The organism is Labrys methylaminiphilus subsp. lupini (assembly GCF_051161885.1).
Taxonomy (GTDB): Bacteria; Pseudomonadota; Alphaproteobacteria; order Rhizobiales; family Labraceae; genus Labrys.
The window spans coordinates 4,117,959-4,142,668 of record NZ_JBMDIH010000001.1 but is presented as its reverse complement, the minus strand read 5'-3'; the positions used below and the strand labels follow the sequence as shown (position 1 = coordinate 4,142,668).

Annotated in this window: 19 protein-coding genes; 13 read left to right on the top strand and 6 right to left on the bottom strand. The window is 64.8% G+C overall.

Translation table 11 applies throughout. From position 1 onward, the window contains the following. The first annotated feature begins 60 nt into the window (after positions 1-60). Together ACN6KF_RS19555 and glnT are read left to right on the top strand one after the other, a co-directional pair. A complete protein-coding gene (locus ACN6KF_RS19555; RefSeq protein ID WP_434958447.1) occupies positions 61-1,386 on the top strand; it encodes an FMN-binding glutamate synthase family protein in 1,326 nt (441 codons plus the stop codon). Positions 1,387-1,607: 221 nt separating this feature from the next. Next, positions 1,608-2,915 carry a type III glutamate--ammonia ligase gene (gene glnT, locus ACN6KF_RS19550; protein ID WP_434958446.1) on the top strand — a complete coding sequence of 436 codons (1,308 nt, stop codon included), beginning with the start codon at positions 1,608-1,610 and terminating at the stop codon, positions 2,913-2,915. A gap of 90 nt (positions 2,916-3,005) precedes the next feature. Here the strand turns inward: glnT and ACN6KF_RS19545 are convergent, their stop codons facing one another. Further along, positions 3,006-5,030, bottom strand: coding sequence for an FUSC family protein (locus tag ACN6KF_RS19545; RefSeq protein ID WP_434958445.1), 2,025 nt, complete (start codon positions 5,028-5,030; stop codon positions 3,006-3,008). Between the two features lie 220 nt (positions 5,031-5,250). On the opposite strand from ACN6KF_RS19545, the gene ACN6KF_RS19540 reads away from it, so the two are divergent. Next, on the top strand, positions 5,251-6,168 hold the full coding sequence (locus ACN6KF_RS19540) for a LysR family transcriptional regulator (RefSeq protein WP_434958444.1): 918 nt from the start codon (positions 5,251-5,253) through the stop codon (positions 6,166-6,168). A gap of 9 nt (positions 6,169-6,177) precedes the next feature. Here ACN6KF_RS19540 and ACN6KF_RS19535 read toward each other — a convergent pair whose 3' ends face one another. Further along, on the bottom strand, positions 6,178-7,128 hold the full coding sequence (locus ACN6KF_RS19535; protein WP_434958443.1) for an AEC family transporter: 951 nt from the start codon (positions 7,126-7,128) through the stop codon (positions 6,178-6,180). A gap of 432 nt (positions 7,129-7,560) precedes the next feature. Further along, positions 7,561-8,799 carry an acyl-CoA dehydrogenase family protein gene (locus ACN6KF_RS19530; protein ID WP_434958442.1) on the bottom strand — a complete coding sequence of 413 codons (1,239 nt, stop codon included), beginning with the start codon at positions 8,797-8,799 and terminating at the stop codon, positions 7,561-7,563. Between the two features lie 229 nt (positions 8,800-9,028). Between ACN6KF_RS19530 and ACN6KF_RS19525 the strand changes: the two genes are divergently transcribed. From ACN6KF_RS19525 to ACN6KF_RS19480, 10 genes are all read left to right on the top strand, one after another. Beyond that, the gene (locus tag ACN6KF_RS19525) at positions 9,029-10,453 is read left to right on the top strand and encodes an LLM class flavin-dependent oxidoreductase (protein ID WP_434958441.1); all 1,425 of its coding nucleotides are present in this window, start codon (positions 9,029-9,031) and stop codon (positions 10,451-10,453) included. 5 nt (positions 10,454-10,458) lie between these two features. Continuing rightward, the gene (locus ACN6KF_RS19520; RefSeq protein WP_434958440.1) at positions 10,459-11,229 is read left to right on the top strand and encodes an ABC transporter ATP-binding protein; all 771 of its coding nucleotides are present in this window, start codon (positions 10,459-10,461) and stop codon (positions 11,227-11,229) included. A 9-nt stretch (positions 11,230-11,238) separates the two neighbouring features. Continuing rightward, entirely contained in the window at positions 11,239-12,120 is an 882-nt protein-coding gene (locus ACN6KF_RS19515) for a branched-chain amino acid ABC transporter permease (RefSeq protein WP_434958439.1), read from the top strand. A 2-nt stretch (positions 12,121-12,122) separates the two neighbouring features. Next, positions 12,123-13,190 carry a branched-chain amino acid ABC transporter permease gene (locus ACN6KF_RS19510; protein ID WP_434958438.1) on the top strand — a complete coding sequence of 356 codons (1,068 nt, stop codon included), beginning with the start codon at positions 12,123-12,125 and terminating at the stop codon, positions 13,188-13,190. A 102-nt stretch (positions 13,191-13,292) separates the two neighbouring features. After that, positions 13,293-14,651, top strand: a complete 1,359-nt coding sequence (locus tag ACN6KF_RS19505) for an ABC transporter substrate-binding protein (RefSeq protein WP_434958437.1) — start codon at positions 13,293-13,295, stop codon at positions 14,649-14,651. Positions 14,652-14,846: 195 nt separating this feature from the next. Next, entirely contained in the window at positions 14,847-15,614 is a 768-nt protein-coding gene (locus tag ACN6KF_RS19500; protein WP_434958436.1) for an ABC transporter ATP-binding protein, read from the top strand. 225 nt (positions 15,615-15,839) lie between these two features. Next, the gene (locus ACN6KF_RS19495) at positions 15,840-16,601 is read left to right on the top strand and encodes a FadR/GntR family transcriptional regulator (protein WP_434958435.1); all 762 of its coding nucleotides are present in this window, start codon (positions 15,840-15,842) and stop codon (positions 16,599-16,601) included. A 98-nt stretch (positions 16,602-16,699) separates the two neighbouring features. Next, complete coding sequence (locus ACN6KF_RS19490; protein WP_434958434.1) at positions 16,700-17,683, top strand: substrate-binding domain-containing protein; 984 nt, start codon at positions 16,700-16,702, stop codon at positions 17,681-17,683. Positions 17,684-17,885: 202 nt separating this feature from the next. Next, positions 17,886-19,781: a sugar ABC transporter ATP-binding protein gene (locus ACN6KF_RS19485; protein ID WP_434958433.1), complete on the top strand. Its 1,896-nt coding sequence runs from the start codon at positions 17,886-17,888 to the stop codon at positions 19,779-19,781. A gap of 25 nt (positions 19,782-19,806) precedes the next feature. Beyond that, on the top strand, positions 19,807-20,781 hold the full coding sequence (locus ACN6KF_RS19480) for an ABC transporter permease (RefSeq protein ID WP_434958432.1): 975 nt from the start codon (positions 19,807-19,809) through the stop codon (positions 20,779-20,781). A gap of 91 nt (positions 20,782-20,872) precedes the next feature. Here ACN6KF_RS19480 and htpG read toward each other — a convergent pair whose 3' ends face one another. The 3 genes from htpG to ACN6KF_RS19465 all read right to left on the bottom strand — a co-directional run bounded on the left by htpG (position 20,873) and on the right by ACN6KF_RS19465 (position 24,444). Next, positions 20,873-22,789: a molecular chaperone HtpG gene (htpG, locus tag ACN6KF_RS19475; RefSeq protein ID WP_434958431.1), complete on the bottom strand. Its 1,917-nt coding sequence runs from the start codon at positions 22,787-22,789 to the stop codon at positions 20,873-20,875. Between the two features lie 723 nt (positions 22,790-23,512). Next, positions 23,513-23,791: an HPr family phosphocarrier protein gene (locus tag ACN6KF_RS19470; protein WP_434959713.1), complete on the bottom strand. Its 279-nt coding sequence runs from the start codon at positions 23,789-23,791 to the stop codon at positions 23,513-23,515. A 251-nt stretch (positions 23,792-24,042) separates the two neighbouring features. Continuing rightward, positions 24,043-24,444: a PTS sugar transporter subunit IIA gene (locus ACN6KF_RS19465; RefSeq protein WP_068296680.1), complete on the bottom strand. Its 402-nt coding sequence runs from the start codon at positions 24,442-24,444 to the stop codon at positions 24,043-24,045. Positions 24,445-24,710 lie beyond the last annotated feature (266 nt).

Below are 24,710 nucleotides of genomic sequence, written 5' to 3'. Positions count from 1 at the left end.
CCCCTCTGCATCGACCGTTTCAAGAGCAGGCTACAGGCCTGCGATCCCAGGATTGACCTCATGAGCTATCACAATCCACCGACCGTTCCGCGCAAGTCCGCGACCTTCGACGATTACACCCTGTCCGAGATCCGCCGCGCCGCCACCACCGGCATCTATGACATCCGCGGCGGCGGCGCCAAGCGCAAGGTCCCGCATTTCGACGACCTGCTCTTTCTCGGCGCCTCGATCTCGCGCTATCCGCTCGAAGGCTATCGCGAGCGCTGCGCCACCAATGTCGTGCTCGGTTCGCGCTTCGCCAAGAAGCCCATCGAGCTGAAGATCCCGATCACCGTCGCCGGCATGAGCTTCGGCTCCCTGTCGGGCCGCGCCAAGGAAGCCCTCGGGCGCGGCGCTTCGCTGGCAGGCACCTCGACCACCACGGGTGACGGCGGCATGACGCCGGAGGAGCGCGGCCAGTCCAAGACGCTGGTCTATCAATATCTGCCCTCGCGCTACGGCATGAATCCGGACGATCTGCGCAAGGCTGACGCCATCGAGGTGGTGGTTGGCCAGGGTGCCAAGCCCGGCGGCGGCGGCATGCTGCTCGGCCAGAAGATCTCCGACCGCGTCGCCCAGATGCGTACGCTGCCCAAGGGCATCGACCAGCGCTCCGCCTGCCGCCACCCCGACTGGACCGGGCCGGATGATCTCGAGATCAAGATCCTGGAGCTGCGCGAGATCACCGATTGGGAGAAGCCGATCTATGTGAAGGTCGGCGGCGCCCGTCCCTATTACGACGTGGCCCTGGCGGTGAAGGCCGGTGCCGACGTGGTGGTGCTCGACGGCATGCAGGGCGGCACGGCCGCCACCCAGGAAGTCTTCATCGAGAATGTCGGCCAGCCGACGCTCGCCTGCATCCGTCCCGCCGTGCAGGCACTGCAGGATCTCAACATGCATCGCAAGGTGCAGTTGATCGTCTCCGGCGGCATCCGCAACGGCGCCGATGTCGCCAAGGCCTTGGCGCTCGGCGCGGACGCGGTGTCCGTCGGTTCGGCCGCCCTGATCGCCCTCGGCGACAACGACCCAGCGCTCGAGGACGAATATCGGAAGCTCGGCACCACGGCCGGCGCCTATGACGACTGGCACGAGGGCAGGGATCCGGCCGGCATCACCACCCAGGATCCCGAGCTGATGGAAAGGCTCGACCCCGTCAAGGCCGGCCGCCGCCTCGCCAATTATCTCAAGGTGATGACGCTGGAGGCCCAGACCATCGCCCGTGCCTGCGGCAAGAACCACGTCCACAATCTCGAGCCGGAAGATCTGTGCGCCCTCACCATCGAGGCCGCCGCCATGGCCCGCGTGCCGCTGGCCGGTACGAGCTGGATCCCCGGACAGGGCTTCTGACATCATGAAAGGGCGCCCGCCGGTAAGCGGGCGCCCTTTGCGTACTGCCATCCCCAGATGAAATCGGCTCTCCGGACGTCGGATTTCGCTGTGGGCTTCAAAGAGCCGAGCAGGCCTTCCGATCCCCCCGGATTAAAAAGGCATCAGGGCCGAAGCCATCGGAAATGACAGAATACCTCATAAATCAAAACGATAGACATCCCGAACCAGGAACTTTGACCATGACCCAGGATTTGGCGACGCTCGCTAGGGAAAAAGGCATTCGCTATTTTATGATTTCCTATACGGACCTGTTCGGCGCCCAGCGTGCCAAGCTGGTTCCGGCAGCAGCGATCGCCGACATGCAGAAGGACGGTGCCGGTTTTGCCGGCTTTGCCACCTTTCTGGACCTGACACCGGCCCATCCCGATCTTTTCGGCCTGCCCGATCCCAGCGCCGTCGTCCAGCTGCCCTGGAAGAAGGAGGTTGCCTGGGTCCCCGCCGATTGCGTCATGGAAGACAAGCATGTCGGCCAGGCGCCGCGCGTGGTGCTCAAGAACGTCATGGCCAATGCGGCCAAGGAAGGGCTCTATGTGAAGACCGGCGTCGAGGCCGAGTTCTTCCTGATCGATGCCGACGGCACGGCCATCTCCGATGCCATGGATTGCGCCGCGAAGCCCTGCTACGACCAGCAGGCCCTGATGCGCCGCTATGATATCATCGCCGAGATCTGCGACTACATGCTGGAGCTCGGCTGGGGTCCCTATCAGAACGATCACGAGGACGCCAACGGCCAGTTCGAAATGAACTGGAACTTCGACGACTGCCTCATCACGGCCGACCGGCACTCCTTCTTCAAGTTCATGGTGCGCTCGGTGGCCGAAAAGCACGGCCTGCGCGCCACCTTCATGCCCAAGCCCTTCATGGGGCTGACCGGCTCGGGCTGCCATGCTCATATCTCGGTGTGGGACGAGACCGGCAAGGTCAACATGTTCTACGACAACAAGGACGAGATGGGCCTGTCGCGGCAGGGCTATCACTTCCTTGGCGGCATCATGAAGCACGCCGAAAGCCTGTCGGCGATCACCAATCCGACCGTGAACTCCTACAAGCGCATCAATGCGCCCCGCACCATCTCCGGCGCGACCTGGGCGCCGAATTCGGTGACCTGGACCGGCAACAATCGCACCCACATGGTGCGCGTGCCCGGCAAGGGGCGCTTCGAGCTGCGCTTGCCCGACGGTGCCGCCAACCCCTATCTGATGCAGGCAGTGATCGTCGCGGCCGGCCTCGACGGTATCCATTCCAAGGCCGATCCCGGCAAGCGCTACGACATCGACATGTACCAGCAAGGCCATACCGTGACCGACGCGCCCAAGCTGCCGCTGAACCTGCTCGACGCCCTGCGCAATTTCGACGGGGACGAGTCGCTGAAAGCCGCTCTGGGCAATGACTTCTCGGCTGCCTATCTCAAGCTCAAGCGTCAGGAGTGGAACAGCTACGCCAGCCATCTGACCCAGTGGGAGCGCGACCACACGCTCGACATCTGATTGCCGCGGGCAGACCAGAAACACCAAGGGCGCCGGAACCATCCGGCGCCCTTCTTTTTTGGAATGGCTCGCAGAGGCCTGTGCTGCCTTTCACCCCTTCAGAAACGCGGCCTGTTCGGTGGCTTCGCGCGCGATTTCCTGCAGCAGCACGGCGCCTCGATGCAACTCGCGCGAGGCAGGGCTGCCAGTCCGCCTGGCCTGCCGCATCAGATGCGCCGCCGCCTGCCGGGCGGCCCGTGCCAGGATGTGCGGATCGGCGGCGGCAAGGCGGCGCAACACGGCGCGAACCGGTCGCATGGTGCCTTTGCGGGTCTGCGCCAGCCGGTCGAGATCCATGGCGGCCGCGCCGATGGTCAGGCTTGCCAGCATGCCGGCCATGTCCCGATCCATCACAGCGGCGGGCAGGGTTTTTTCGGCCGCAAGCTGCCGGCCGAAACGGTCGGCGGTCCGGCTGAACCATTCCGCCGCGGTCCAGAACCCCGGGGTGCTGCCGATCAGGGAGAGATCGCGCCGGATGGCCCGGTGCAGGCGGCGTCGCGTCGCCTGGACATTCGGCGGGAACAGCAAGGCGAAAGCCAGCGTGCCGCAGGCGATGCCGGCCACCAGTGTCATGCCGCCGTTGAAGAAACCGGCGGCTTCAGTACGGACTTCGTTGCTCGGCCCGACGAGGTCCCAGAAGAAGATGGCAAAGCTCGCGGCGGGGGCCGCCGTGCGTGGATGGCGCATGGCGATCCCGGCGGGAACCATGAACAGGCTGACCACGGCAGCGAGCAAGGGAAAGCCCGAAATCATCGGGATCAGCGCGAAATTGCAGATGGCGCTGGCGGCAAAGGCCCAGCCTGTACCCTTCAGGAAGCCGAGACCGGCGGCAACCGGATTGTCCCGCGTGGCGAACAGGGCGCAGACCACGCTGACGATGGTGACGAAACCCGAGCCGGTGGGCGCTGCCGTCAGGATCCAGGCGGCCGAGGCGAGCAGGACGGCCGCAATAGCGCGGATGCCGTTATGCAGCGCAGCGGTCAAGTCGATGTGGAAGGCGAAGTCGAGGCGCGAGGGAGGCGGTTCCGGGCGGGCCAGGAGAGCCTGGCGCGCCAGGGCCGTCTGCAGGGAAGAGAGCAGCGCATCGAGCCTGTCATACAGGAACAGCCGCTCGTTCCCGCCTTCGCCTCGATCATCGGAGCAGGCGAAGGCTGCACCAAGGCGCCCGCGCAAGGCGGCAATCGGGGTCTGCTCGTTGGTGCTGCCATTGGCGACGGCCTGCAGCAGGGCGGAAATTTCAGCCAGGAGAATATCGCTCTGGCCGTCCCGCCGGGCCAGATAGTCCCGCAGGCTGTGCGCGGCGGCGAGCTGGGCCAGGGTTGCGCTCGCAGCTGCGCGCACATGCCCGAGAGCGCCACGTGCGACAGCGGAGGCGGACGCGGCATATTCGGCCGTGGTGTCCAGGGCCAGGGCCTTGGCGAAGAGGCGCTGCAGCGCCGGTGTTGCCGCCGCCTCGCCGCCGAGGGCACGGGCGCAGATACCGGCGGCTTGCCGGATATAGGCGTCGAGGCCGGCGCGGACATCGTCCAGGGGCCGGGAGGGAACAAGGATGGCGCTCAGCGTTGCCTCTACCCCGATGCCGAGCAGGATGTAGATGAGGCGCGCCTCAGCGACGTCGAAGATCTGCGAGGGGTTGGCAGCCGCATCCAGGGTGATGATCGCCGCGGTATAGCCGGCCAGCACGGCGCCATAGGCGCGGAAATTCCGCAGCGCCGTGGCGACGCCGGTGCACAGCCCGACCCAGACGGCGAGCGCGCAGAGAAGCAATTCCGGCGCCTGGGCGAACAGCGCTGTGAGGGAGACAGCGATGCCCGTTCCCGCGAAGGTGCCGAGGACGCGATAGCGCGCCTTCGACAGCGTCATGCCGCGGCTGCCCTGGGCCACGATCCACACCGTCATGGCCGCCCATTTCGGGCTGTCCAGATTGATCAGGAAGGCGATGTAGAGCGCGATCAGCGAGGCGGCCGTCGTTCGCAACGCAAACGCGATGCTGCTCCAGCTGGTGCCGGGCGGTGCCTGGGTCAGCCGCGTCCAGAAGGGCGTCGGCCCATGCGTGGACGTGGACAGGGCGGTCATGGGAGCGCTTATAGCGCGGGGCCGGGAATGGAATAACTATGGCTATTTGGCAAAAACTATTGCTGAATATGGAATAATTCCGAGAGTCATCGAAAATGACTCTCGGCACTTTCTGGTGATTTTCGCCAAATCTTTGATTTGATGTCGAAAAACGCCAGGTGTCCAAGCCGAGAATGCGTCGGCATTTTCGGGGCTTGGCATGATTCCATTGGAGTGCCGATTGCACAATCTCCAGAGCCTTTGGATCTTTCTGCGCGTGGTCGAAAGGGGCGGTTTCACCGCTGCGGCGAGCCAGCTCGGTCTGCCGCTCAGCACGGTGAGCCGGCGCGTCACGGCGCTCGAGGAAGATCTCGGCGTGCGCCTGCTCAACCGGACGACGAGGCGCGTGTCGCTCACCGAAGCCGGGCGGGATTTCTATGAGCGCTGCAGCCTCGCGGAGGAGATCCTGGAGGAAGCCGATCTGTCGGTCCGCGCCTTGAGGATCGAACCGGAGGGCACGCTGCGGCTGCTGGTTCCCTATGCCCTTGGCCTGATTGCGCTGGAGCCGGCCCTGGAAGAGTTTCGGCGCCGCTATCCCAGGATCAGGCTGGCGCTGACCTTCGATAACCATCCGCTCGATCTGGTGGAACATGGTTTCGACGTGGCGCTGCGGACTGGCGTTCTGCCCGATTCAAGCTATGTCGCCCGGCGGCTGGGGCGATCACGGGCCCGCCTGCTCGCGAGTCCCGGCTATCTCGATCGGGCGGGGCGCCCCGCCTCGCCGCAGGATCTCTCCGGCCATGCCGTGCTGGCCCATGGCCAGGGCGAGCTCCTGACCACCTGGCGGCTGAGAAGCAAGGCCGGAAGCGAAGTCGAGGTCGCCGTCCGCCCGATCCTGATGTCGAACGAATCAGACACCATCATCCGCCAGATGCTCAAGGGCGCCGGCATTGCCCTGGTGTCCACCCGGCTGATGGCCAATCGGGCGGGAGACCAGCCCTTCGAGATCGTCCTGCCGGACTGGCATCGGGCCGAGGATGCCGAAGTCTGGGCGCTCTATTCCAAGCGCGCCACGCGTGACCGCAAGATACAGGCCTTCGTCGAATTCGCGGCCGAGATCTTCGCGCCCTGGACCCGGAATCCAGACGAGGAGGTCTGAGGAGACGCCTCAACCCAGCAGCGCGGTAGCGATCTCGAGCCAGAGCGCGGTGGTCACCACGGAAAACGCCGTCGCGATGGTGATCTGGTTGGAAGCCAGGGATTGCTCCGTCTTGAGCTGGATCGCGATCAAATAGGAGTTCACGCCCGACGGCAGGCTCGCCGCAGCCACGGCCACCTTGGCCGGGAAGGGCGGCAAGCCGAACAGCCAGGCTGCGCCGAGGGCCACCGCCGGCATCAGCAGCAGTTTCAGGCCGGACAGGACCAGCGCCGGCTTGAGATTGCCGGTTAGCCCGAACTTCTTCAGGCCGAGGCCCATGGCGAACAGGGCGATTGGCCCGGCCACGTCGGCGAGGGCATCGACGAAGCGATTGGCGATACCCGGCAGGGCAGTGCCGCCCGCCCGCCAGGCCAGGCCGGCGAAGATGCCGATGATCAGGGGATTGGTGAGCAGCCTGCCCAGGAAGTCGCGGATAACAGCCAGGGGATGCAGCGGCTCCTGGCGCCGTGACCCGAGCCAGTGGAACAGCAGGATCGAGGCCATCAGCATGGTAGGCAGATGCACCGAGATGATCAGAGACAGGATCTCGAAGCCTTCATTGCCGAAGACGCCGAGCATGAAGGGAATGCCGAGCAGCACCAGATTGGAGAAGGCGGCGGAGACGCCGCCGATCACCCCGGCCTGGCCATCGCGCCGGAACAGGCGGGTGGTCGCGAGATGGCCGGCGATCCAGGCCACGATGACGGCGGTGAAATAGGTGGCCCATAACTGCCAGGGTGCCGAGCCGTGGAAGCTCGAGGTGACCATGGTGCGGAACAGCAGCAGCGGCAGTGCCACGCGGACGGCGAAATCGGAAAGGGCGTCGCCGGTCTCGGGTTTGAGATAGCCGCTCGCCCCCGCGCCATAGCCGAGCGCGACCAGGCCGAAGACGAACAGCACGGTTTCGACCAGAGGCGACATCGGCTCCTTGGGGCTTTCGAGTAGCGGCGTGGCGCCGCCTCATTCTGTCCCAAGATCTCGCAATGCCCGGTGATTCCGTCAAATGGCGAGCGGAAATGGTTGGCTCCCCGAAGGCCGTCGAACCAGTCTTTATGTTCGATTCAGGCCGGCTGACGTGGCGTCTCGATTGACCGAGTAAGGCGAAGAAATCCTTCCCCGGTTTCGGGGAAGGTGGACCGGCAGAGCCGGGCCGGATGGGGGCGAGTGGCGCGATTTTGCAACTATGCAGCCTCCGCAGCGCCACTCTCCCCCTACCGTCGCTGCTGCGCAGCGCCACCTTCCCCGAACCCGGGGAAGGATGTCTGCGCTCTTTCTTGAGGGCTCAAGCGATGTGCCTATGCCGGCGCTGGTGAGTACAGTGAGGTGGCGTCTGTTTGGGGCGCTTTCGCCCCTTCACACCTGCCCGATGCGCCATTGATAGGGCGGCGGCGTGCCGTTGACGGCAAAGTCCCCGATGATCCGGTCCTTGTAGATGCGCGGATTATGCGAGGAGAGCGTGCGTGCATTGCGCCAGTGGCGGTCGAGAGCGGCGGAGCGCAGCGTGGCGGAGGCGCCGAGCGCGTCGAAAACGATGGTGGAGGCATCGAGGATCAGGGTGGTGACCACGGTCTGGGCCTGCGCCACCTCGAGCTCGGCGATGGCATTCGCCTCTTCCTCCGCCGCGGCGTCGCCGGCAAAGCGGGTATCGAAGGCGCGCTGCACGGCTTCGGCGGCCTTGAGCACGATGGCGCTGGCGCAATAGGCCGCGCCGCGGATCCGGCCGACCACCTGCAGTACCTGGGCATCCTCGCTGGGACGCGGGGAGGGGGCGTTGGAATAGCTGCGGCGGCGGGCCTTCACCGCCTTGGCGACGTCGTCGCTGGCGGCGCGACCGATACCCGCGAGCGTCGCCAGATGCACGAGCTGATAGAAGGCGGCCGAATATTTGAAGCGGTCATCGTCGATGACGACATCGGCGGGGTCGACGGGCGCGTCGGTGAAGGTGGTGGTGCCGCTGGCGGTGAGGATCTGGCCGAAACCGTCCCAGTCGTCGATCACGTCAACACCCGGGGCATGGCGGGCAACCACCGCGGAAAGCGACTGGCCTTCCTCACCACTGGCGCCGATATCGATCCAGTCGGCGAAGAGGGAACCGGTCGTGTAATATTTGGCACCCGTGACGGAAGCGGCCTTGCCGTCCCCGAGCTTCACGATGGTGGAGAAGGCCGCCTGCTTGGCTTCGCCGATCTCCGTCCAGGCACTGCCGGCGATCTCCCCGCGGGAGAGGCGCGGCAGCCAGCGGTCGCGGCGATCCTGCGCGCGGGCGTTGATGATGTCCTCGGCAAAGCCGAAATGGGCGCGCAGGGCCTGCGTGACGTTGGAATCGGCGTGAGACAGCTCGATCAGCAGGGCGAAGAGCTGTGGCAGGTTGGCGCCGAAGCCGCCCTCCTTCTCCGGCACACGCAGGGCGCCGAAGCGGGCATCCTTGAGCCAGCCGATCGGCTCGTGCGGCAAGGTCCGATTGAGTTCCCGTTCGACGGCGCCCTCGCGGATGCGATCGAAAACCGGGCGGAAACTGGCGGCGAGTTCCTCATAGTTGCGACCTGGCCCATTGCCCCAACCCGCCGTCACTGTCGATGCCTTCTGTGTCATCTATCTGATTCTCTTAGCTTTTATCGAACGATCCGATACCGGCGCGGCTGCCTGCCCAGTCTGCCGTAGCATCGATCCGGACTATTTTGTATATATTCTCTATAAAAATACTAGACATTTAGTTTGGAGGGCGTTTTCATACGCCCTGACCGATGCGGTAGCCGGGTGCGGCCCCGCCGCTGTTTCAGAGCCGCGGCGCTGCCGCTGTTTTCAGATGTGGAGATTGGGAATGCCCCGCCAGATACGCTTCAACGCCTTCGACATGAATTGCGTGGGCCACCAATCGCCGGGCCTGTGGGCGCATCCGCGCGATAAATCGTGGAAATACAAGGATCTCGACTACTGGCAGGATCTGGCGCGGACGCTGGAGAAGGGCATCTTCGACGGCATCTTCATCGCAGACGTCATCGGTTATTACGACGTCTACAAGGGCTCGAACTACCACGCCCTCCACCAGGCGGCGCAGATCCCGGTCAACGATCCTCTCCAACTGGCGGCGCCGATCGCGCTGGCCACCGAGCATCTGGGCATCGGCATCACCGCATCGACCTCCTTCGAGCATCCCTATACCTTCGCCCGGCGCCTCGCCACGGCCGATCATCACTCCAAAGGGCGCGTCGGTTGGAACATCGTCACCTCCTATCTGGAGAGCGGGGCCAAGAATATCAGCCAGGGCGGCCTGCGCCAGCACAACAACCGCTACGAGGTCGCCAGCGAATATGTCGAGGTGCTCTACAAGCTCCTGGAAGGCTCCTGGGAGGAAGGGGCGGTGCGGCGCGACCGTGAAAACCGCATCTTCACCGATCCCGACAAGGTCCATGAGATCGGCCACAAGGGCAAATATTTCGAGGTGCCCGGCTACCAACTTACCGAACCCTCGCCGCAACGCACGCCGGTGCTCTACCAGGCCGGTGCCTCGGGGCCGGGCAAGGCCTTTGCCGCGGGCCACGCCGAATGCGTCTTCGTGGCGGCGCCGACCAAGTCGCTGCTGAAGGCCTATGTCGCCGATATCCGCCGCCAGGCCGCGGCTGCCGGCCGAGATCCGCGCAAGATCTTGATCTACAACCTCACCACGGTGATCGTCGACGAGACCGAGGCCAAGGCTCAGGCCAAGTTCAAGGACTATGAATCCTATACGTCCTATGATGGCTCGCTGGTCTTCCTCTCCGGCTGGAGCGGCATCGATTTCGGCCAATATGCGCCCAGCGATCCGATCAAGAAGGTCGAGACCAACGCCATCATCTCGGTGGTCGAGCATTTCGCCGGCGAGGACAAGACCTGGACCATGGAGGAGCTGGCGCGCTGGGGCGGCATTGGCGGCCTCGGCCCGGTTTTCGTCGGTTCGGCTTCCCATATCGCCGATACGCTGCAGGAATGGGTCGAGGAGACCGATGTCGACGGCTTCAACCTCGCTTATGCGGTGACGCCCGAGAGCTTCGAGGACGCCGTCGGCTATCTCGTGCCGGAGCTGCAGAAGCGCGGGGCCTATCCCACCGCCTACAAGCCGGGCACCCTTCGCGAGAAGCTGTTCGGCGAAGGTCCCTATCTGCCGGCCAGCCATCCCGCCCATGCCTATCGCGACATTGAAGCCGTGAAGCGCCGCGAGGCTGACGAACGCGAGGCCGGTGTCTCCCGCCTCGCCACCGGACGGTGACGCCGATGCCGGCGCCTCTCCTGCAGCTTCAGGACGTCTCCTTGTCTTTCAAGGGCGTCAGCGCCCTGAGCCGGCTGAGCTTTTCGGTCGAGCAAGGGGAGATCTGCGCGCTGATCGGGCCCAACGGCGCCGGCAAGAGTTCCCTCCTCAATGTGATCAACGGTGTCTACCGGGCCGACGAAGGCGATGTCGTTTTCGACGGCGCCAGATTCGAGGCTATTCATCCCTACAAGGCGGCTCATCTCGGCATTGGCCGGACCTTCCAGCACAATGCCTTGTTCGACCGGCTGAGCGTCGTCGAAAACGTCAAGGCGGGGCTGGCGCGCTGGGGCCGCGCGACCTTTGTGGAGAATATCTTCCGGGTAGGGCGGGATGCGGCGGAGCGCTGGCGCTTCGAAGCGCGGACACATGAGATCCTGGCTTTTCTCGGCCTGGAGCGCCATGCCAACACGATCGTATCCACATTGCCCTATGGCCTGCAGAAGCGCGTCGACCTCGCCCGCGCTTTGGCGGCCTGGCCGAAATTGCTGCTCCTGGACGAGCCCATGGCCGGCATGAACCAGGAGGAAAAGCAGGCGATGAGCCGGCTCATCGCCGATGTGAACCTCAAGCTCGGCACCACCGTCGTGCTGATCGAGCACGATATCGGCATTGTCATGGGCCTCGCCCACCACGTCGTCGTGCTCGATTACGGCCGCAAGGTCGGCGATGGCACGCCCGATGCTGTGCGCGAAAATCCCGATGTCATCGCCGCCTATCTCGGCACGGTTCACTGAGGGATCGCCATGACCTTCTTCCTCGAAACCCTGATCGGCGGCCTGCTGGCCGGTGTGATGTACGGCCTCGTCGCGATCGGCTTCGTGTTGATCTACAAGGCCTCCGGCGTCTTCAATTTTGCTCAAGGGTCCATGCTGCTGTTCGCCACGCTCACTTTCGTGACGCTGGTCGAGCGCGAGGTGCCGTTCTGGGCGGCGATCCTGCTGACCGTCGCGGTGATGGTGCTCGGCGCGGTGCTGATCGAGCGCCTGGTCCTGCGGCCTCTGGTCAATCGCGATGCGCTGACCCTGTTCATGGCAACCCTCGGCCTTACCTTCGTGATCGAGGGGCTGGCGCAGTTGCTGATGGGCTCGGACGTGCACATGCTCGACCTCGGCATTGACGACGTGCCGATCTCGGTCGCGGGCCTCTCGATCAGCCAGTTCGATCTCTTCGTCTCCGGCGGCGCCCTCGTCCTGGTCGTGGTGCTTTCCATCCTGTTCGACCGCACCCGCATGGGCATTTCGCTGAGGGCCGTCGCCGACGACACGCTCGCCGCCCAGTCGATCGGCATCCGCCTGCCGACGATCTGGCGCATCGTCTGGAGCGTGGCCGGCATCGTCGCTCTGGTCGCCGGGCTGGTCTGGGGCGCCCGGCAGGGCGTGCAATATTCGCTGTCGCTGGTGACGCTGAAGGCCCTGCCGGTGCTGATCATCGGCGGCTTCTCCTCCGTGCCGGGTGCCATCGTCGGCGGTCTCCTAGTCGGCGCTGCCGAAGCCCTGGCCGACATCTATCTGGGGCCGCTGCTGCAGGGCAGCGTGTCGACCTGGTTCGCCTATATCCTCGCCGTGGCCTTCCTGCTGGTGCGTCCGGCGGGGCTGTTCGGCGACCGCGCTATCGAAAGGGTCTAGCGATGTCCCTCCTATCGCAATCCGGCGAAGGCCTTGTCCTGACTCAGGGGCGCAGCCTCAATCCCCGAATCTTCGCCGTCGCGGGCGCGCTGGCGGCAGCCTTCGTGGTCGTGCCCCTCCTCGCCAGCGATTACTGGCTTTCCTCCATCATCATCCCCACCCTCGTGATGGGCGTGGCCGGCCTCGGCCTCAACCTCCTGATGGGCTATACCGGGCTGGTGTCGCTCGGCTCCGCCGCCTTCATGTCGGTCGGCGCCTTTGCAAGCTACAATCTCCTGCTGCGCGCCCCGTTGCTGCCGCTGCCCGTGGTGCTGGTGCTGGCAGGCCTGATCGCGGCGGCGGCGGGCATCGTCTTCGGCCTGCCGAGCCTGCGCATCAAGGGCTTCTATCTCGGCGCCTCGACGCTGGGCGCCCAGTTCTTCTTCGAATGGCTGTTCACCAACTACAACTGGTTTTCGAATGGCAGCCAGTCCCTCACCGTCTCGGCGCCGCGGCTACAATTCCTCGGCCATGACCTCTCCTCGGCCACCGGGCGCTATCTCCTCGTGGCGGTGACGGCGGCCGCGCTGATCGCCTTTGCCCATGCGGTGGTCAAGAGCCGCGTCGGACGCGAATGGATGGCGATCCGCGACATGGATACGGCCGCCTCGGTGATCGGCATCCATGTCGCCAGCCGCAAGCTCCTGTCCTTTGCCATCAGCTCCTTCGTCTGCGGCATTGCCGGCGCGCTCTGGGCCTTCGGCTATCTCGGCACGGCGGACGCCCATGCCTTCAACCTGGACAAGTCCTTCCAGGTGCTGTTCATCGTGCTGATCGGCGGCACCGCCACCCTTGCCGGCAATTTCCTTGGCGCAGCCTTCATCGTGCTGATGCCGATCCTGCTCGACCGCCTCGCCCCGCTCACCGGCCTGCAGTTCCTGGCGGACCAGGGGGCGCTCGCCAATATCCAGCACATCATCTTCGGCGTGATCATCATCGCGCTGCTGATCAAGGAACCGGAAGGACTCGCTCGCCTGGTGAGGCGGATCCGCTTGCCGCGGCGGCGGTCGGCAGCCACGACCGGGGACTGAACAAGCCTCCCCAACAGATTTGCGTCCCGGAAGGGCGGAAGCGTTTTCCGCCAAAGGGAGAGCTTTGCCCTCGAACATCCCAACCGAATGGAGACGAACCGGATGTCATCCTCCCTCATCAAGGCCCTCGCACTGGCGACCGGGCTCGGCTTTGCAGGTGTTGGCCTGGCCGCTCTTGCGGCCGCCGGCCCCGCTGCGGCCCAGGACCACAAGAATGAGCAGCTCTATCCGCTCTTCACCTATCGTACCGGTCCCTATGCGCCCTCTTTCATCCCCTTCGGCGCCGGAAACCGGGACTATTTGACCTATATCAACGAGGTCGAAGGCGGGGTCGACGGCGTCAAGATCCTGATCCAGGAATGCGAGACGGCCTATACGATCGAGCGGGGCATCGAATGCTACGAGCGCTACAAGAACGGCTATGACGGCGCGCCGACGGCGGCGATCTATCCCCACTCCAGCGGCCTGGACGTGGCGCTCACCGACAAGGCGCGCATCGACAAGGTGCCGATCGTCTCGCCGGGCGGCGGCCAGAACATCGCCACCGACGGGCGGGTCTTTCCCTATCAATATCCGCTGATCTTCGACTATTGGAGTGAAGCCCAGATTATCGTCGACTATATCGCCCAGAAATCAGGCGGCTACGACAAGCTCAAGGGCGTCAAGATCGCCACGCTCTATCACGACTCCGGCTATGGCCGCGATACGATCGAGCCGCTTGGCATTCTCGCTAAGAAATACGGCTTCACCGACATTCAGATCCCGGTACCCCACCCCGGCGAGCAGCAGCAGGCGCAGTGGCAGCAGATCCGCAGTGCGGGTGCCGACTGGGTGTTCCTGCGCGGCTGGGGCGTGATGACGCCGGTGGGGATCAAGACGGCCGCGCGCGTGGGGTTCCCGGCCGATCGCATCATCGGCGACATCTGGAGCGGCTCGGAGGACGATGCCCGCCCGGCCGGCGGCGCCGCCAAGGGCTATCTCGCCGTCTCGGTGTTTCCGCCCGGAACCGACTACGCTATCCTCAAGACGCTGAAGGAGAAGATCGTCGACGCCGGCAAGAGCGATCTCAAGGACAAGAGCAAGTTCGGCACGGTCTACTACAATTACGGGGTGATCGAGGCGATCACCTTCGTGGAGGCCCTGCGCGTCGGCCACAAGAAGTTCGGAAACCGCCCCCTCACCGCTGAGGAGGGCCGCTGGGCCCTGGAAAACCTCAACATCGATGACAAGCGCATCGCCGAACTGGGCGCGCAGGGCCTGATCTCCCCCCTCAAGACCTCGCCGGCGAACCACAAGGGCGAGACCGTCGCGGCCAAGATCATCCAGTGGGATGGCAAGTCCTGGACCACGCTGACAGACTGGATCAAGGCCGATGCCTCGCTCTTTGCCGAGACCATCCGCGCCAAGGCCGCTGCCTATGCCCAGGAGAAGGGCATCACGCCGGTGGCCGAGACCAACTGAGCGGGCCGGGCCTGTCCGGACACGAAAAAGCACGAACCTTTGTCATGCCCGGGCTTGACCCGGGCATCCAGAAACCCGGTGCCGAAAGGCTGGCTGCATTGCCGGGGCAAGCCGGGAATGAAAAAGGTCGCGCTTGTTCCGGAATGGCCCCGCTCAACACGACGACGGGACGTCGCCCTCGGGGAGATAGATGCGATGAACGAACCATCCGCGGCGCTGCGCGCAAACGACATTCTCGCCGTCGCAGGCATCGAGGTGCATTACCAGGCAATCCTGGCTGTCAGGGACGTGTCCCTCACCGTCGGTGATGGCGCCGTGGTTGCGCTGCTCGGCGCCAATGGTGCGGGCAAATCGACCACGCTGAAAGCGATCTCTAACCTGCTCGGGCCGGAACGAGGTACCGTCACGCGCGGCAGCATCAACTGGCGGGGCGAACCGGTCAGCCGCCTGACGCCGTCCGTACTGGTGGCCCGCGGCGTGGTGCAGGTGCTGGAAGGGCGCCACTGCTTTCCCCAGCTCACGATAGAGGAGAATCTTCTTTCCGGCGCCTTCCTGCGTCGCCCGGGGCGGCGGCAGATCGCCCAGGATATCGAGCAGATCTATGCCTGGTTCCCCCGCCTGAAGCATAAGCGCCGCACCAAGACCGGCCTGACCTCCGGGGGCGAGCAGCAGATGGCGGCGATCGGGCGAGCCTTGATGACCAAGCCGAAACTGGTACTGCTCGACGAGCCTTCCATGGGCCTCGCACCGATCGTGGTGCAGGAGATCTTCGAGATTATCCGCACGCTCAATCGCGAGCAGGGGGTGAGCTTCCTGGTGGCCGAGCAGAACGCCGCGCTGGCGCTGCGCCACGCCGATTATGGCTATATTCTCGAGAACGGCCGCGTCGCCGCTTCGGGGCCGGCCGCCGACCTCGCGGCGCGCGAGGATGTGAAGGCCTTCTATCTCGGCGGTGCCGAGTAGGTTCCCGAGATTGGACAGGGTTCCAGGCAGAGGCAAATTCTTTACCCTCCCCCTCCAGGGGAGGGTAAAGAATTTGCGCTGTGATCCCAGGCTCATCTCGCCGCCCCCCACTCGTCAGACCATTACCCATCTACCGCTTGACAGCCTGCCGAAAACTTGGCCTAACTGGTCTGCTGGCTGGTCCAGTAGATCAGATGCCGAGCGTCGTTCCCAAGCGCCATTCCGATGACCCTGCCCACTGCCCTTTCGGTGTTCGAACGCGTGCCCGAGCTGCGCCACGGCGTGGTCAGGCGCAATGTGCGCGAACTGGTCGCCGACAAGATCGCCTCCCTGATTGCGGCGGGCATGCTGCAGGTCGGCGAGACCCTGCCGAGTGAGCGCGATCTCGCCGCGGCCCTGCAGGTCAGCCGCGAGACGGTGCGCGGGGCGCTACAGACCCTAGCCGCCCGCGACATCATCGCCATTTCGCAAGGCGCGCGCACCCGCGTGCTCAGTGCCGAGGTCGGTTCGCTGGCGATTGGTGCGCGCGAGCCGAAACTGATCAATAGCTACGATATCGAGGCCATCCATGCCGCCCGCCTGCTGGTGGAGCGCCCGGTGGTGGAAGAGGCGGCGCGGCGCATCGACGACGAGACCCTGGTCATGCTCGACGCCTCGTTGGAAACGCAGCGCGAGGCCCTCGACGATCCCGTCCGCTTCCTGATCTGCGATCGCGAGTTCCACGCCGCGATCTATCGGTCCTGCGGCAACGATCTCCTCGCTGACTTCGTCGTCGATCTCTATTTCTATGCCATGGCGCACCGGCGCAAGGCCGTGTCGCGGCCCGGCGCAATCGCGCAAAGCTGCCAGGACCATGCCGCCATCCTGGCGGGGCTGCACGCCCGGGATCCCAGGGCTGTCGTCGAAGCCTTCGGCATTCATCTCGACCGGATCTATGCCAGTACGCGCTCCATCCTCGAGGAGGAGGCTGCGCTGTCGCACACGTGAAACGGGCCCGTGAAAGAAGGTCCGGTTTCCAAGACAAAGAGCCTGTAACGGCCGGAAGAGAACCACAGGAGCCGCCCGAGGGCGGGAGGGAGGACAACATGAAGAGAAGAACGTTCCTGCAGCTTGCCGCCGGCGCCGCCTTTGTCGGCACCGGCAGCTTCGGCTTCCAGCCGGCGCGCGCCGCCGGCAAGGACATCGTCTATCTGACGCCGGGTCTCGATTTGCCGTTCTGGCGCTATCTCGCCAAGGGCGTCGAATCTGCCGCCAAGGCCAAGGGCTACGGTTTCCAGGCACTCGATTCCCACAACAGCCCGCAGACGCAGCTGCAGAATGCCCAGGACTCGATTGCCAAGGGCGTGGCGGGTATCGTGATCTCGCCGACCGATTCCTCCACCGCGCCGAGCGTGCTGGCGCTCGCCGCCAAGGCGGGCATCCCGGTGGTGATCGGCGATATCGGCACCAATAGCGGCGACTACGCCTCCTTCATCATCTCCAATAACTATGACGGCGCCAAGGGTGTGGGCGAGGCGCTGGCCGCCGCGCTCAAGGCCAAGGGCTGGGAAGGCGGCTCGGTTGGCCTCATCACCATTTCCCAGGCCCGCAAGAACGGCCAGGCCCGCACCAAGGGCTTCCGAGACGGCCTTGCGGCCGGCGGCTGGACCGGCAAGGAGGCGGGGCTGCAGCAGATGCAATCCTATACGACGGACGAGACCTTCAAGTTCACGCAGGACATGCTGACCGCCAATCCGGACATGCGCGGCCTGTTCATCCAGACCGACCAGCCGGCCCTCGGTGCCCTGCGCGCCATCAAGGCGGCACGGCGGGGATCGGACCTGCTGGTCGCGGCCTTCGACGGCATCCCCGAATTCGTCGATCTCCTCAAGTCCAAGCAGATCGTCGCCTCCGGCATGCAGCAGCCCTATCTGATGGGCCAGAAGTCGGGCGAGGCCCTGCTGGCCAAGCTTGCCGGCGGCTCTGTGGAGAAGGAGGTCTCGGTGCCGATCCTGGTGGTGACCAGCGAGAACATCGACAAGGAGCTGCCCATCGTGAAGGAGACGGTGTTCGCCAACGAGATGAAGTGAGCGTTCTTGCCGGTGTTCGGGGGCGGTTTGTCATTGCCGGGCTTGACCCGGCAAGCCAGGCCGTCGGGGGCTGGCGCCGAAACTCTGGATGCCCGGGTCAAGCCCGGGCATGACAAGCGCGGCGCCATTCTCGTTGCCGATCAGACCATGACTTATTCTCAATCGTCACGCTTTCACACCGGAATACCCTCGGATCGATCGTATGAACGTGCAGCCCACTCTCGCGCCGGCGGAGCCTCTACTGGTCGCCACCGGCATCGCCAAGACCTTCGACCGCACCCGCGCTTTGGCGGGGGCTGGCTTCGAGCTGCGCGCGGGTGAAGTCCACGGCCTGCTCGGCGCCAATGGTGCCGGCAAGTCGACGCTGTCCAAGGTGATCTCAGGCCATGTCAGGCCGGACGAGGGGGACCTCGTCTATCGCGGCCGCTCGGTGCGCCTGCGTTCCACCCGCGACGCGCTCGATATCGGCATCGCCATCGTGATGCAGGAGACGAGCCTGGTGCCGGATCTTACCGTCGCCGAGAACATCTTCCTGCCCGAGCTCGGCCGGCCGGGTCGCTTGTCCTATTCGGCGCTGCATCGGCGCGGGGCCGAACTGCTTTCGGTGCTCGGCCAGGGCGATGCGCTACCCCTCGATGTGGAGGTTAGGCGCCTGTCGGCGGCCCAGCGCCAGCTCGTCGAGATCGCCAAGGCGCTCGGCGTCAACGCCAAGCTGATTATTTTCGACGAGCCGACCTCCTCGCTCAGCCCAAGCGAGGTCGAGCGCCTGTTCGACATCATGACGCGGCTCAGGGCGGATGGGCGCGGGCTCGTCTTCGTCTCGCATCGACTCGAGGAAGTCTTCGCCATCACCGATCGCGTCACCATCATGCGCGAGGGGCGCACGGTGGCGGCATCGCTCGCCACCGCCAGCCTGAGCCAGGCCGAACTCATCCGTCACATGGTCGGCCAGGATGTCGGTGCCATCTATGCGCGGGACGCGGCCGGGACGGCCAAGGACGCCCCGGTTGCACTGGAGGTCAAGGGACTGGCGACGCCGCCTCTGGTGCGTGACGTCTCCTTCCAGGTCCGCCACGGCGAGATCCTGGGGCTGGGCGGCCTGGTCGGCGCCGGGCGCTCGGAGACCGTGGAGGCCATTTTCGGCCTGAGGCCGCGTAGTGCGGGCAGCATCCTCGTCGACGGCAAGCCGATCGATCCGCGCAAGCCGGCGCAAGCGGTGAGGGCCGGCATCGGCTTCGTGGCCGAGGACCGGCGGTCCCAGAACATCGTGCCCGATCTGTCGGTGAAGGAGAATTTGCTGCTCGCCCATCTCGGCGCGCACAAGGGCTTCGGCCTCGGCTATCGCAGCCGCGAGAAAGCCGTCGATGCGCTCCTCAAGAGCCTTGGCCTGCCGCCAGACCGGCTGCTCGACGCCAACATGCTCAACTTCTCGGGCGGCATGCAGCAGAAGATCATCATCGCACGCTGGCTGCTGCTCGAGCCGCGCGTGCTGATTCTCGACGAACCTACCAAGGGCGTGGATATCGGCACGCGCGCTTCCATCTATGCCATCCTGCGCGACATTGCCGCCAAGGGCGTCGCCGTGGTGGTGGTGTCTTCCGATTTCGAGGAATTGCTGGGGCTCTCGCACCGTATCGTCGTCATCAGCGACGGCTATAGCGTCGCCGACCTGCCTGCCGATCTGCTCGACGAGGAAAAGCTCACTTTGCTGGCGGCGCCGCGCACCTCGATGGCTGGCAACACCGAGGTCCTGCGCGGCCTCACGGGCGAATGCGGCGGCGCCGGCTTCTGGGCCCTGATCGACCAGGACCGCCTGATCTGCCTCAACCTCGTCATGGCGGACAAGGCGGCGGATCCGGGCTTTGCGGCGGGCGAGGTGAAATCACTGTCCGCGACCTGCATCGCCGCGGCGCTTGCCGGGCGCGAACCCGTCTTCACGCCCGAAGCCGACGGCTCGCGCTCGACCCTGCTCCTGCCGATCGTCAGTCCGCGCGGGCACGATCTCGGCTGGGTCGGCCTCACTCTGCCGCAGGGTGCTGCCCTGCCATCGCCCGAAATCGTCCGCAGCCGTGTCGCCAAGCTCGCTGCGACGCCCTGACCTCTCGTTTGCCAAGGACCGCCGCATGTCGACCACCACCTCCCCCGATCCCACGCGACGGCGCCTCGGCTGGCTGACGGGGCGGCTCGAAGTGCGCATGCTCGGCCTCGCCATCGTGCTGGCGATCTGCCTGTCGCTGCTCTCGCCCTATTTCCTGACGCGATCGAACATCTTCAACATCCTCGATCAGTCGGTGGTGATCGGCATCGTCGCCGTCGGCATGACCTTCGTCATCCTCACCGGCGGCATCGATCTTTCAGTGGGATCGGTCGCCGGGTTGACCGGCATCATCCTGGGTCTTGCCGTGCAGCAGTATCCGCCGGCTTTGGCCGTGGCGCTCGCCATTCTCAGCGGAGCCGGCATCGGCCTCATCTCGGGCGTTCTGATCGCCTATTTCGGGCTCGCCGCCTTCGTGGTGACCCTGGGCATGATGGCGATCGGCCGCAGCCTCGCCTATATCCTCTCCGGCCAGACGGCAATCGCCTCGATCCCCGATTCCATGCAGGCGATCGTCTATACCGACTTTTTCGGCCTTCCGGCCAATGTGCTATTCCTGGCGCTGCTCTATCTCCTCGCCTGGGCTTATCTGACCTACACCAAGGGCGGGCGCACCATCTATGCCGTCGGCTCCAACAAGGAGGCGGCGCGGGCGGCGGGCCTCAGCGTGATGTTCTACTCCATCCTGCCCTATGTGATTTCGGGCGCGCTCTCGGCGGTGGCGATCACCTTCTCGATCGGCCAGATCCTCTCGGCCGATCCGCTGATGGGCAACGCCTGGGAACTCGACGCCATCGCTGCCGTGGTGATCGGCGGCGCCAGCCTGTTCGGTGGGCGTGGCTCGATCATCGGCACGCTGATCGGCGTCCTGATCATGGTGATGATTCGCAACGGCCTCAATCTGATGGGTGTCTCGCCCTTCTGGCAGGGCTCGGCCATCGGCACCATCATCATCGTGGCGCTGCTGTTCGAGCGCCTGATCGGGCAGCGGGCTGGACGGTGAGGCGGGCGGGTCGTCAGACCAGCCGGAATGCTGTTCGTTTGAAAGAGAGAGGCGGGTCCGAAGACCCGCTCCCCAAATCACCCCAAACTCTTTACCCCAGGCTTTTCGCCAGCACCTGCGACAGGCGCTCGGCAAAGCCGGCCGGATCGGTAGGCACCGTACCGTCGAGAATGCGGGCCTCGTCGAGGAGAAGCCGCGTGGCGCTCTCGATGAGGGCGGCGTCGCCGCCGGCCTCACGGGCGGTGGCGAGGCGCGTCACCAGCGCATGGTGCGGATTGATCTCAAGGATCGGTTTCTGCAGGGCACCGTCGAGCTTGCCGGCGCTGGCGAGGATCTGCTCCATGCGCTTGTCCATGCCGCTATCAGGCGCCACCAGGCAGACCGCGCTGGAAGTCAGCCGCTCGGAAGCGCGCACGTCGGAGACGTCCTCGCCCAGAGTGGTCTTGAGATAGGCGATGTAGGAGGCAATAGCCGCGCTCACTTCCGGCGTCTGCTCCTCCGGCTTTTCGGCGAGCGGAATCAGGTCGAGATCGGCGGTGCCCTGCGTCACCGACTTGAAGGGCTTGCCTTCGAAGCCGAGTGCCGAGGTCACCCAGAAGCTGTCGACCGGATCGGAGAGCAGCAGTACCTCGATGCCACGTGCCCGGAAACCTTCGATATGAGGCGAGTTCTCCAGGCGTTTGGCGTCGTCGCCGGCGAGATAATAGATCGCCGTCTGGTTGTCCTTGAGGCTGGCGATATAATCCTTGAGCGAGCGCCATTCGCCGCCGGAGGTCGTGCTCTTGAAGCGGGCGAGGCCGAGCAGGGCGTCCCGGCGCTCGAAGTCCTCGTAGAGGCCCTCCTTAATGACAGAGCCGAAATTCTCCCAGACCTTCGCATAGGCTGCCGCGTCCGAGGTGGCGAGCTTCTCGAGGTCGGAGAGCACGCGGCTGGTCGCCGCCTTGCGGATCGCCGTGAGCAGCGGGCTTTCCTGGATCATTTCGCGGGAGACGTTGAGCGGCAGGTCGGCGGAATCGATCAGGCCGCGTACGAAGCGCAGATAGCCGGGAAGCAGGTCGGCTTCGTCGGTGATCAGCACACGCCGCACATAGAGCTTCATGCGCCCTTTGCGCTGCGGGTCGAACAGGTCGAACGGGCGCGAGCCGGGCACGAAGGCCAGCATCGTGTATTCCTGCCGGCCCTCGGCGCGGAAATGGATGGTGAGCGCGGGATCGTCGAACTGGCCGGCGACGCTGCGGTAGAAATCGGTGTAGTCCGCTTCGGAAATATCGGACTTCGGACGGGTCCACAGGGCCGCGCCGTCCCCGATCTGCTGTGGCTCGGCGTCCGGCTTGTCGGCGAGCAGGATCGGCACCGGGACATGGCCGGAATGGGTCTTGATCAGCCCCTCGATGGTGTAGCTCTCGGCATAGGATTTGGCGTCCTCCATCAAGTGGAGCACCACCCTGGTGCCGCGGGCGGGGGCCTCGTCGAGGCTGGCCGCTGCCACAGAATAGGAGCCCTTGCCGTTCGAGCTCCAGACATTGGCGACATCGCTGCCGGCGCGGCGGGAGAACACCTCCACCTTGTCGGCCACCATGAAGGTCGAATAGAAGCCGACGCCGAACTGGCCGATCAGTTGGGTTCCCTCGGCCTGTTGCGCCGTTTCCAGGCGCTCGACGAAGGCCTTGGTGCCAGAGCGCGCGATGGTGCCGAGAGCCTCGATCATCTCCTCCGCGCTCATGCCGATGCCGTTGTCTTCAACCGTGATGCGCCGTGAATCCGCATCGAGGATGATGCGGATCGTGCCCTTCTGGTCTTCCCCGAGCAAAGCGGGGTCGGACAGGCCTTCGTAGCGCAGCTTCTCGCAGGCATCGGCAGCATTGGAGATCAATTCGCGCAGGAAGACATCCTTGTCGGAATAGACCGAGTGCACCATCAGATGCAGCAGCTTGGCGACGTCGGCCTCGAAGGTATGGCTCTGCGGCGCGGCAATGTCCGGGCCGGCGCTTTCGGCTTCAGCGCTCATGAAAACTCACTCTTGTTTGATGATCGTCTTGGCTAAAGCGTTTTGCGATTTGGTGGAATCACCAAGAATCGCAAAGACGCGTCGGAACGAGAAGTTAGAGCAAATAAGCGTTCACGCTTGAACGCGCTTTGCTCTTGGCGTGTCCGGCAACGGAAACGCCGCTGCACAGATGGACAATCTGGCCGGGGGATTCAAGAGCGGGTTTGAATCTTCGGGTGCACGGACGTCTCGTTCGTTCTTCCTCTCCTGCAAATGCAGCGTTTCCAAGAACGGACGCGCCACATGCGGGCATGTGGCTGTGACGTCCGTGCACCCGGAAGATTGGCGCACAAAAAGAAAGGCCGGCTCCAGAGGAGCCGGCCTTTAATCTCAAGACATGTCGTCAAACGCCACCTCGGCGGACCCGGTCCGACAAAGTCGGGGGGCTGGGGGGCTGAGGTTTCCGGCTTACGCCGGACCGGGTGCCGAGGTAACGAGGAGGAAGGTCGCGCCGGGCTGGGGCGGCCCCTTGGCTGGATTGCGGCAAAGTTGTGACTTTTGGTGAAGTTATATTGCCGGTGTGCGCTGCAGCAAAATTGGCCGCTGCGAAGGGTGCAACCCACGCATGAAAATCCCGCGACGGCAATGCCGGCGGGTATGATGAGGAGAATTGGAGAAATGGGCGGCTACCGCCCTTGTGTCGCCGCTGATACCTTGACGCTGCCAGAGGGGCGCCTTCTACCGTCAGGCTTCCTCGCCGAACTTGTCGGCCAACAGAGTTTCCAGGGCGTCCATGCAGGCCTGGGCATCATTGCCCGACGTCTCGACCACGATGCTGGTGCCGCGCGCCGCAGCCAGCATCATCAGGCCCATGATCGACTGGCCGCCGACCGTTTCGCCGCAGCGCGTTACCTTGACGGTGGCATCGAAGGCTTCGGCTGTCTGCACGAATTTCGCCGAAGCGCGGGCATGCAGGCCCTTGAGGTTGATGATCGGGAGGATGCGGACGATACCGCCTTCCATCGAGGGAGCGGGAACTGCCTCCGGTTCCTCGCAGGCTTGGCCGTCGGTGCTGTCGGCCTGCATCTGCTGGCCGCCTTGCATCTGCTGCTTGTGCATCGAGGGGGTCTCCGCCTGCATCTGCACCGGGGTGCACCCGCTTGGGGCACTGCTGCCCCAACATTTTGCCCAAGGATTGCTGAATGCGAGCGGTACCGCAAGAGCCGCCTCGGCAAGTTTCTGGCCGCGGCCAGCATAGTTAAGCGAACGTCGAATCATTGGCCTGACAACACACGACTGGCAATATTGATATATTTCCTGCCTGCCTCTTGGGCGCGCGTGACTGCCTCGGCGAGGGGAACCTCGCTGCGGAGCCGCGCCAGTTTGACGAGCATGGGAAGGTTGATGCCGGCCACGACCTCGATGGAGGGGCCGCTCATCACGGAAATCGCCAGATTTGAAGGTGTTCCTCCGAACATATCCGTGAGAACCGCCACGCCGGAGCCGTCTTCGACCCGGCCGATGGCATCGATGATGTCGCGGCGTCGTTGCTCGACATCGTCTTCGGGGCCGATATCGATGGCCTCGACATTGCGCTGCGGCCCCACGACGTGCTCGAGGGCCGACAGGAACTCGGTTGCGAGATGACCATGCGTGACAAGCACCATGCCGATCATAGGATGATCCGCATTGAATCTTTCCGGTCGCCGTCGCTATCGCGACAACTATCCAGGTCCGTTTCGCTTTCGCGCCACCCGGTGTTGAGCAAAATGAGACGACGCCTCCGCAACGCACGGCCAGGATGCCCTTCGGACACCCTGCAACCCGTAGCTCCGAGCGCTGATATTATTCCCGCGCTGCACAAAAACAAGCCTCTGTCCGGCTCACATTGTCGCAGTCTCGTCACATCACGGCCATAGGCGTCAATGTTTCGTTAACGGAG

Excerpts from the sequence above, each read along its gene's own strand:
- glnT (WP_434958446.1), top strand. The coding sequence starts at position 1,608 with ATGACCCAGGATTTGGCGACGCTCGCTAGGGAAAAAGGCATTCGCTAT.
- ACN6KF_RS19485 (WP_434958433.1), top strand. The coding sequence starts at position 17,886 with ATGAACGTGCAGCCCACTCTCGCGCCGGCGGAGCCTCTACTGGTCGCC.
- htpG (WP_434958431.1), bottom strand. The coding sequence starts at position 22,789 with ATGAGCGCTGAAGCCGAAAGCGCCGGCCCGGACATTGCCGCGCCGCAG.
- ACN6KF_RS19505 (WP_434958437.1), top strand. The coding sequence starts at position 13,293 with ATGTCATCCTCCCTCATCAAGGCCCTCGCACTGGCGACCGGGCTCGGC.
- ACN6KF_RS19470 (WP_434959713.1), bottom strand. The coding sequence starts at position 23,791 with ATGGAAGGCGGTATCGTCCGCATCCTCCCGATCATCAACCTCAAGGGC.
- ACN6KF_RS19535 (WP_434958443.1), bottom strand. The coding sequence starts at position 7,128 with ATGTCGCCTCTGGTCGAAACCGTGCTGTTCGTCTTCGGCCTGGTCGCG.
- ACN6KF_RS19515 (WP_434958439.1), top strand. The coding sequence starts at position 11,239 with ATGACCTTCTTCCTCGAAACCCTGATCGGCGGCCTGCTGGCCGGTGTG.
- ACN6KF_RS19520 (WP_434958440.1), top strand. The coding sequence starts at position 10,459 with ATGCCGGCGCCTCTCCTGCAGCTTCAGGACGTCTCCTTGTCTTTCAAG.
- ACN6KF_RS19500 (WP_434958436.1), top strand. The coding sequence starts at position 14,847 with ATGAACGAACCATCCGCGGCGCTGCGCGCAAACGACATTCTCGCCGTC.
- ACN6KF_RS19555 (WP_434958447.1), top strand. The coding sequence starts at position 61 with ATGAGCTATCACAATCCACCGACCGTTCCGCGCAAGTCCGCGACCTTC.
- ACN6KF_RS19480 (WP_434958432.1), top strand. The coding sequence starts at position 19,807 with ATGTCGACCACCACCTCCCCCGATCCCACGCGACGGCGCCTCGGCTGG.
- ACN6KF_RS19545 (WP_434958445.1), bottom strand. The coding sequence starts at position 5,030 with ATGACCGCCCTGTCCACGTCCACGCATGGGCCGACGCCCTTCTGGACG.
- ACN6KF_RS19530 (WP_434958442.1), bottom strand. The coding sequence starts at position 8,799 with ATGACACAGAAGGCATCGACAGTGACGGCGGGTTGGGGCAATGGGCCA.
- ACN6KF_RS19510 (WP_434958438.1), top strand. The coding sequence starts at position 12,123 with ATGTCCCTCCTATCGCAATCCGGCGAAGGCCTTGTCCTGACTCAGGGG.
- ACN6KF_RS19465 (WP_068296680.1), bottom strand. The coding sequence starts at position 24,444 with ATGATCGGCATGGTGCTTGTCACGCATGGTCATCTCGCAACCGAGTTC.
- ACN6KF_RS19495 (WP_434958435.1), top strand. The coding sequence starts at position 15,840 with ATGACCCTGCCCACTGCCCTTTCGGTGTTCGAACGCGTGCCCGAGCTG.
- ACN6KF_RS19525 (WP_434958441.1), top strand. The coding sequence starts at position 9,029 with ATGCCCCGCCAGATACGCTTCAACGCCTTCGACATGAATTGCGTGGGC.
- ACN6KF_RS19490 (WP_434958434.1), top strand. The coding sequence starts at position 16,700 with ATGAAGAGAAGAACGTTCCTGCAGCTTGCCGCCGGCGCCGCCTTTGTC.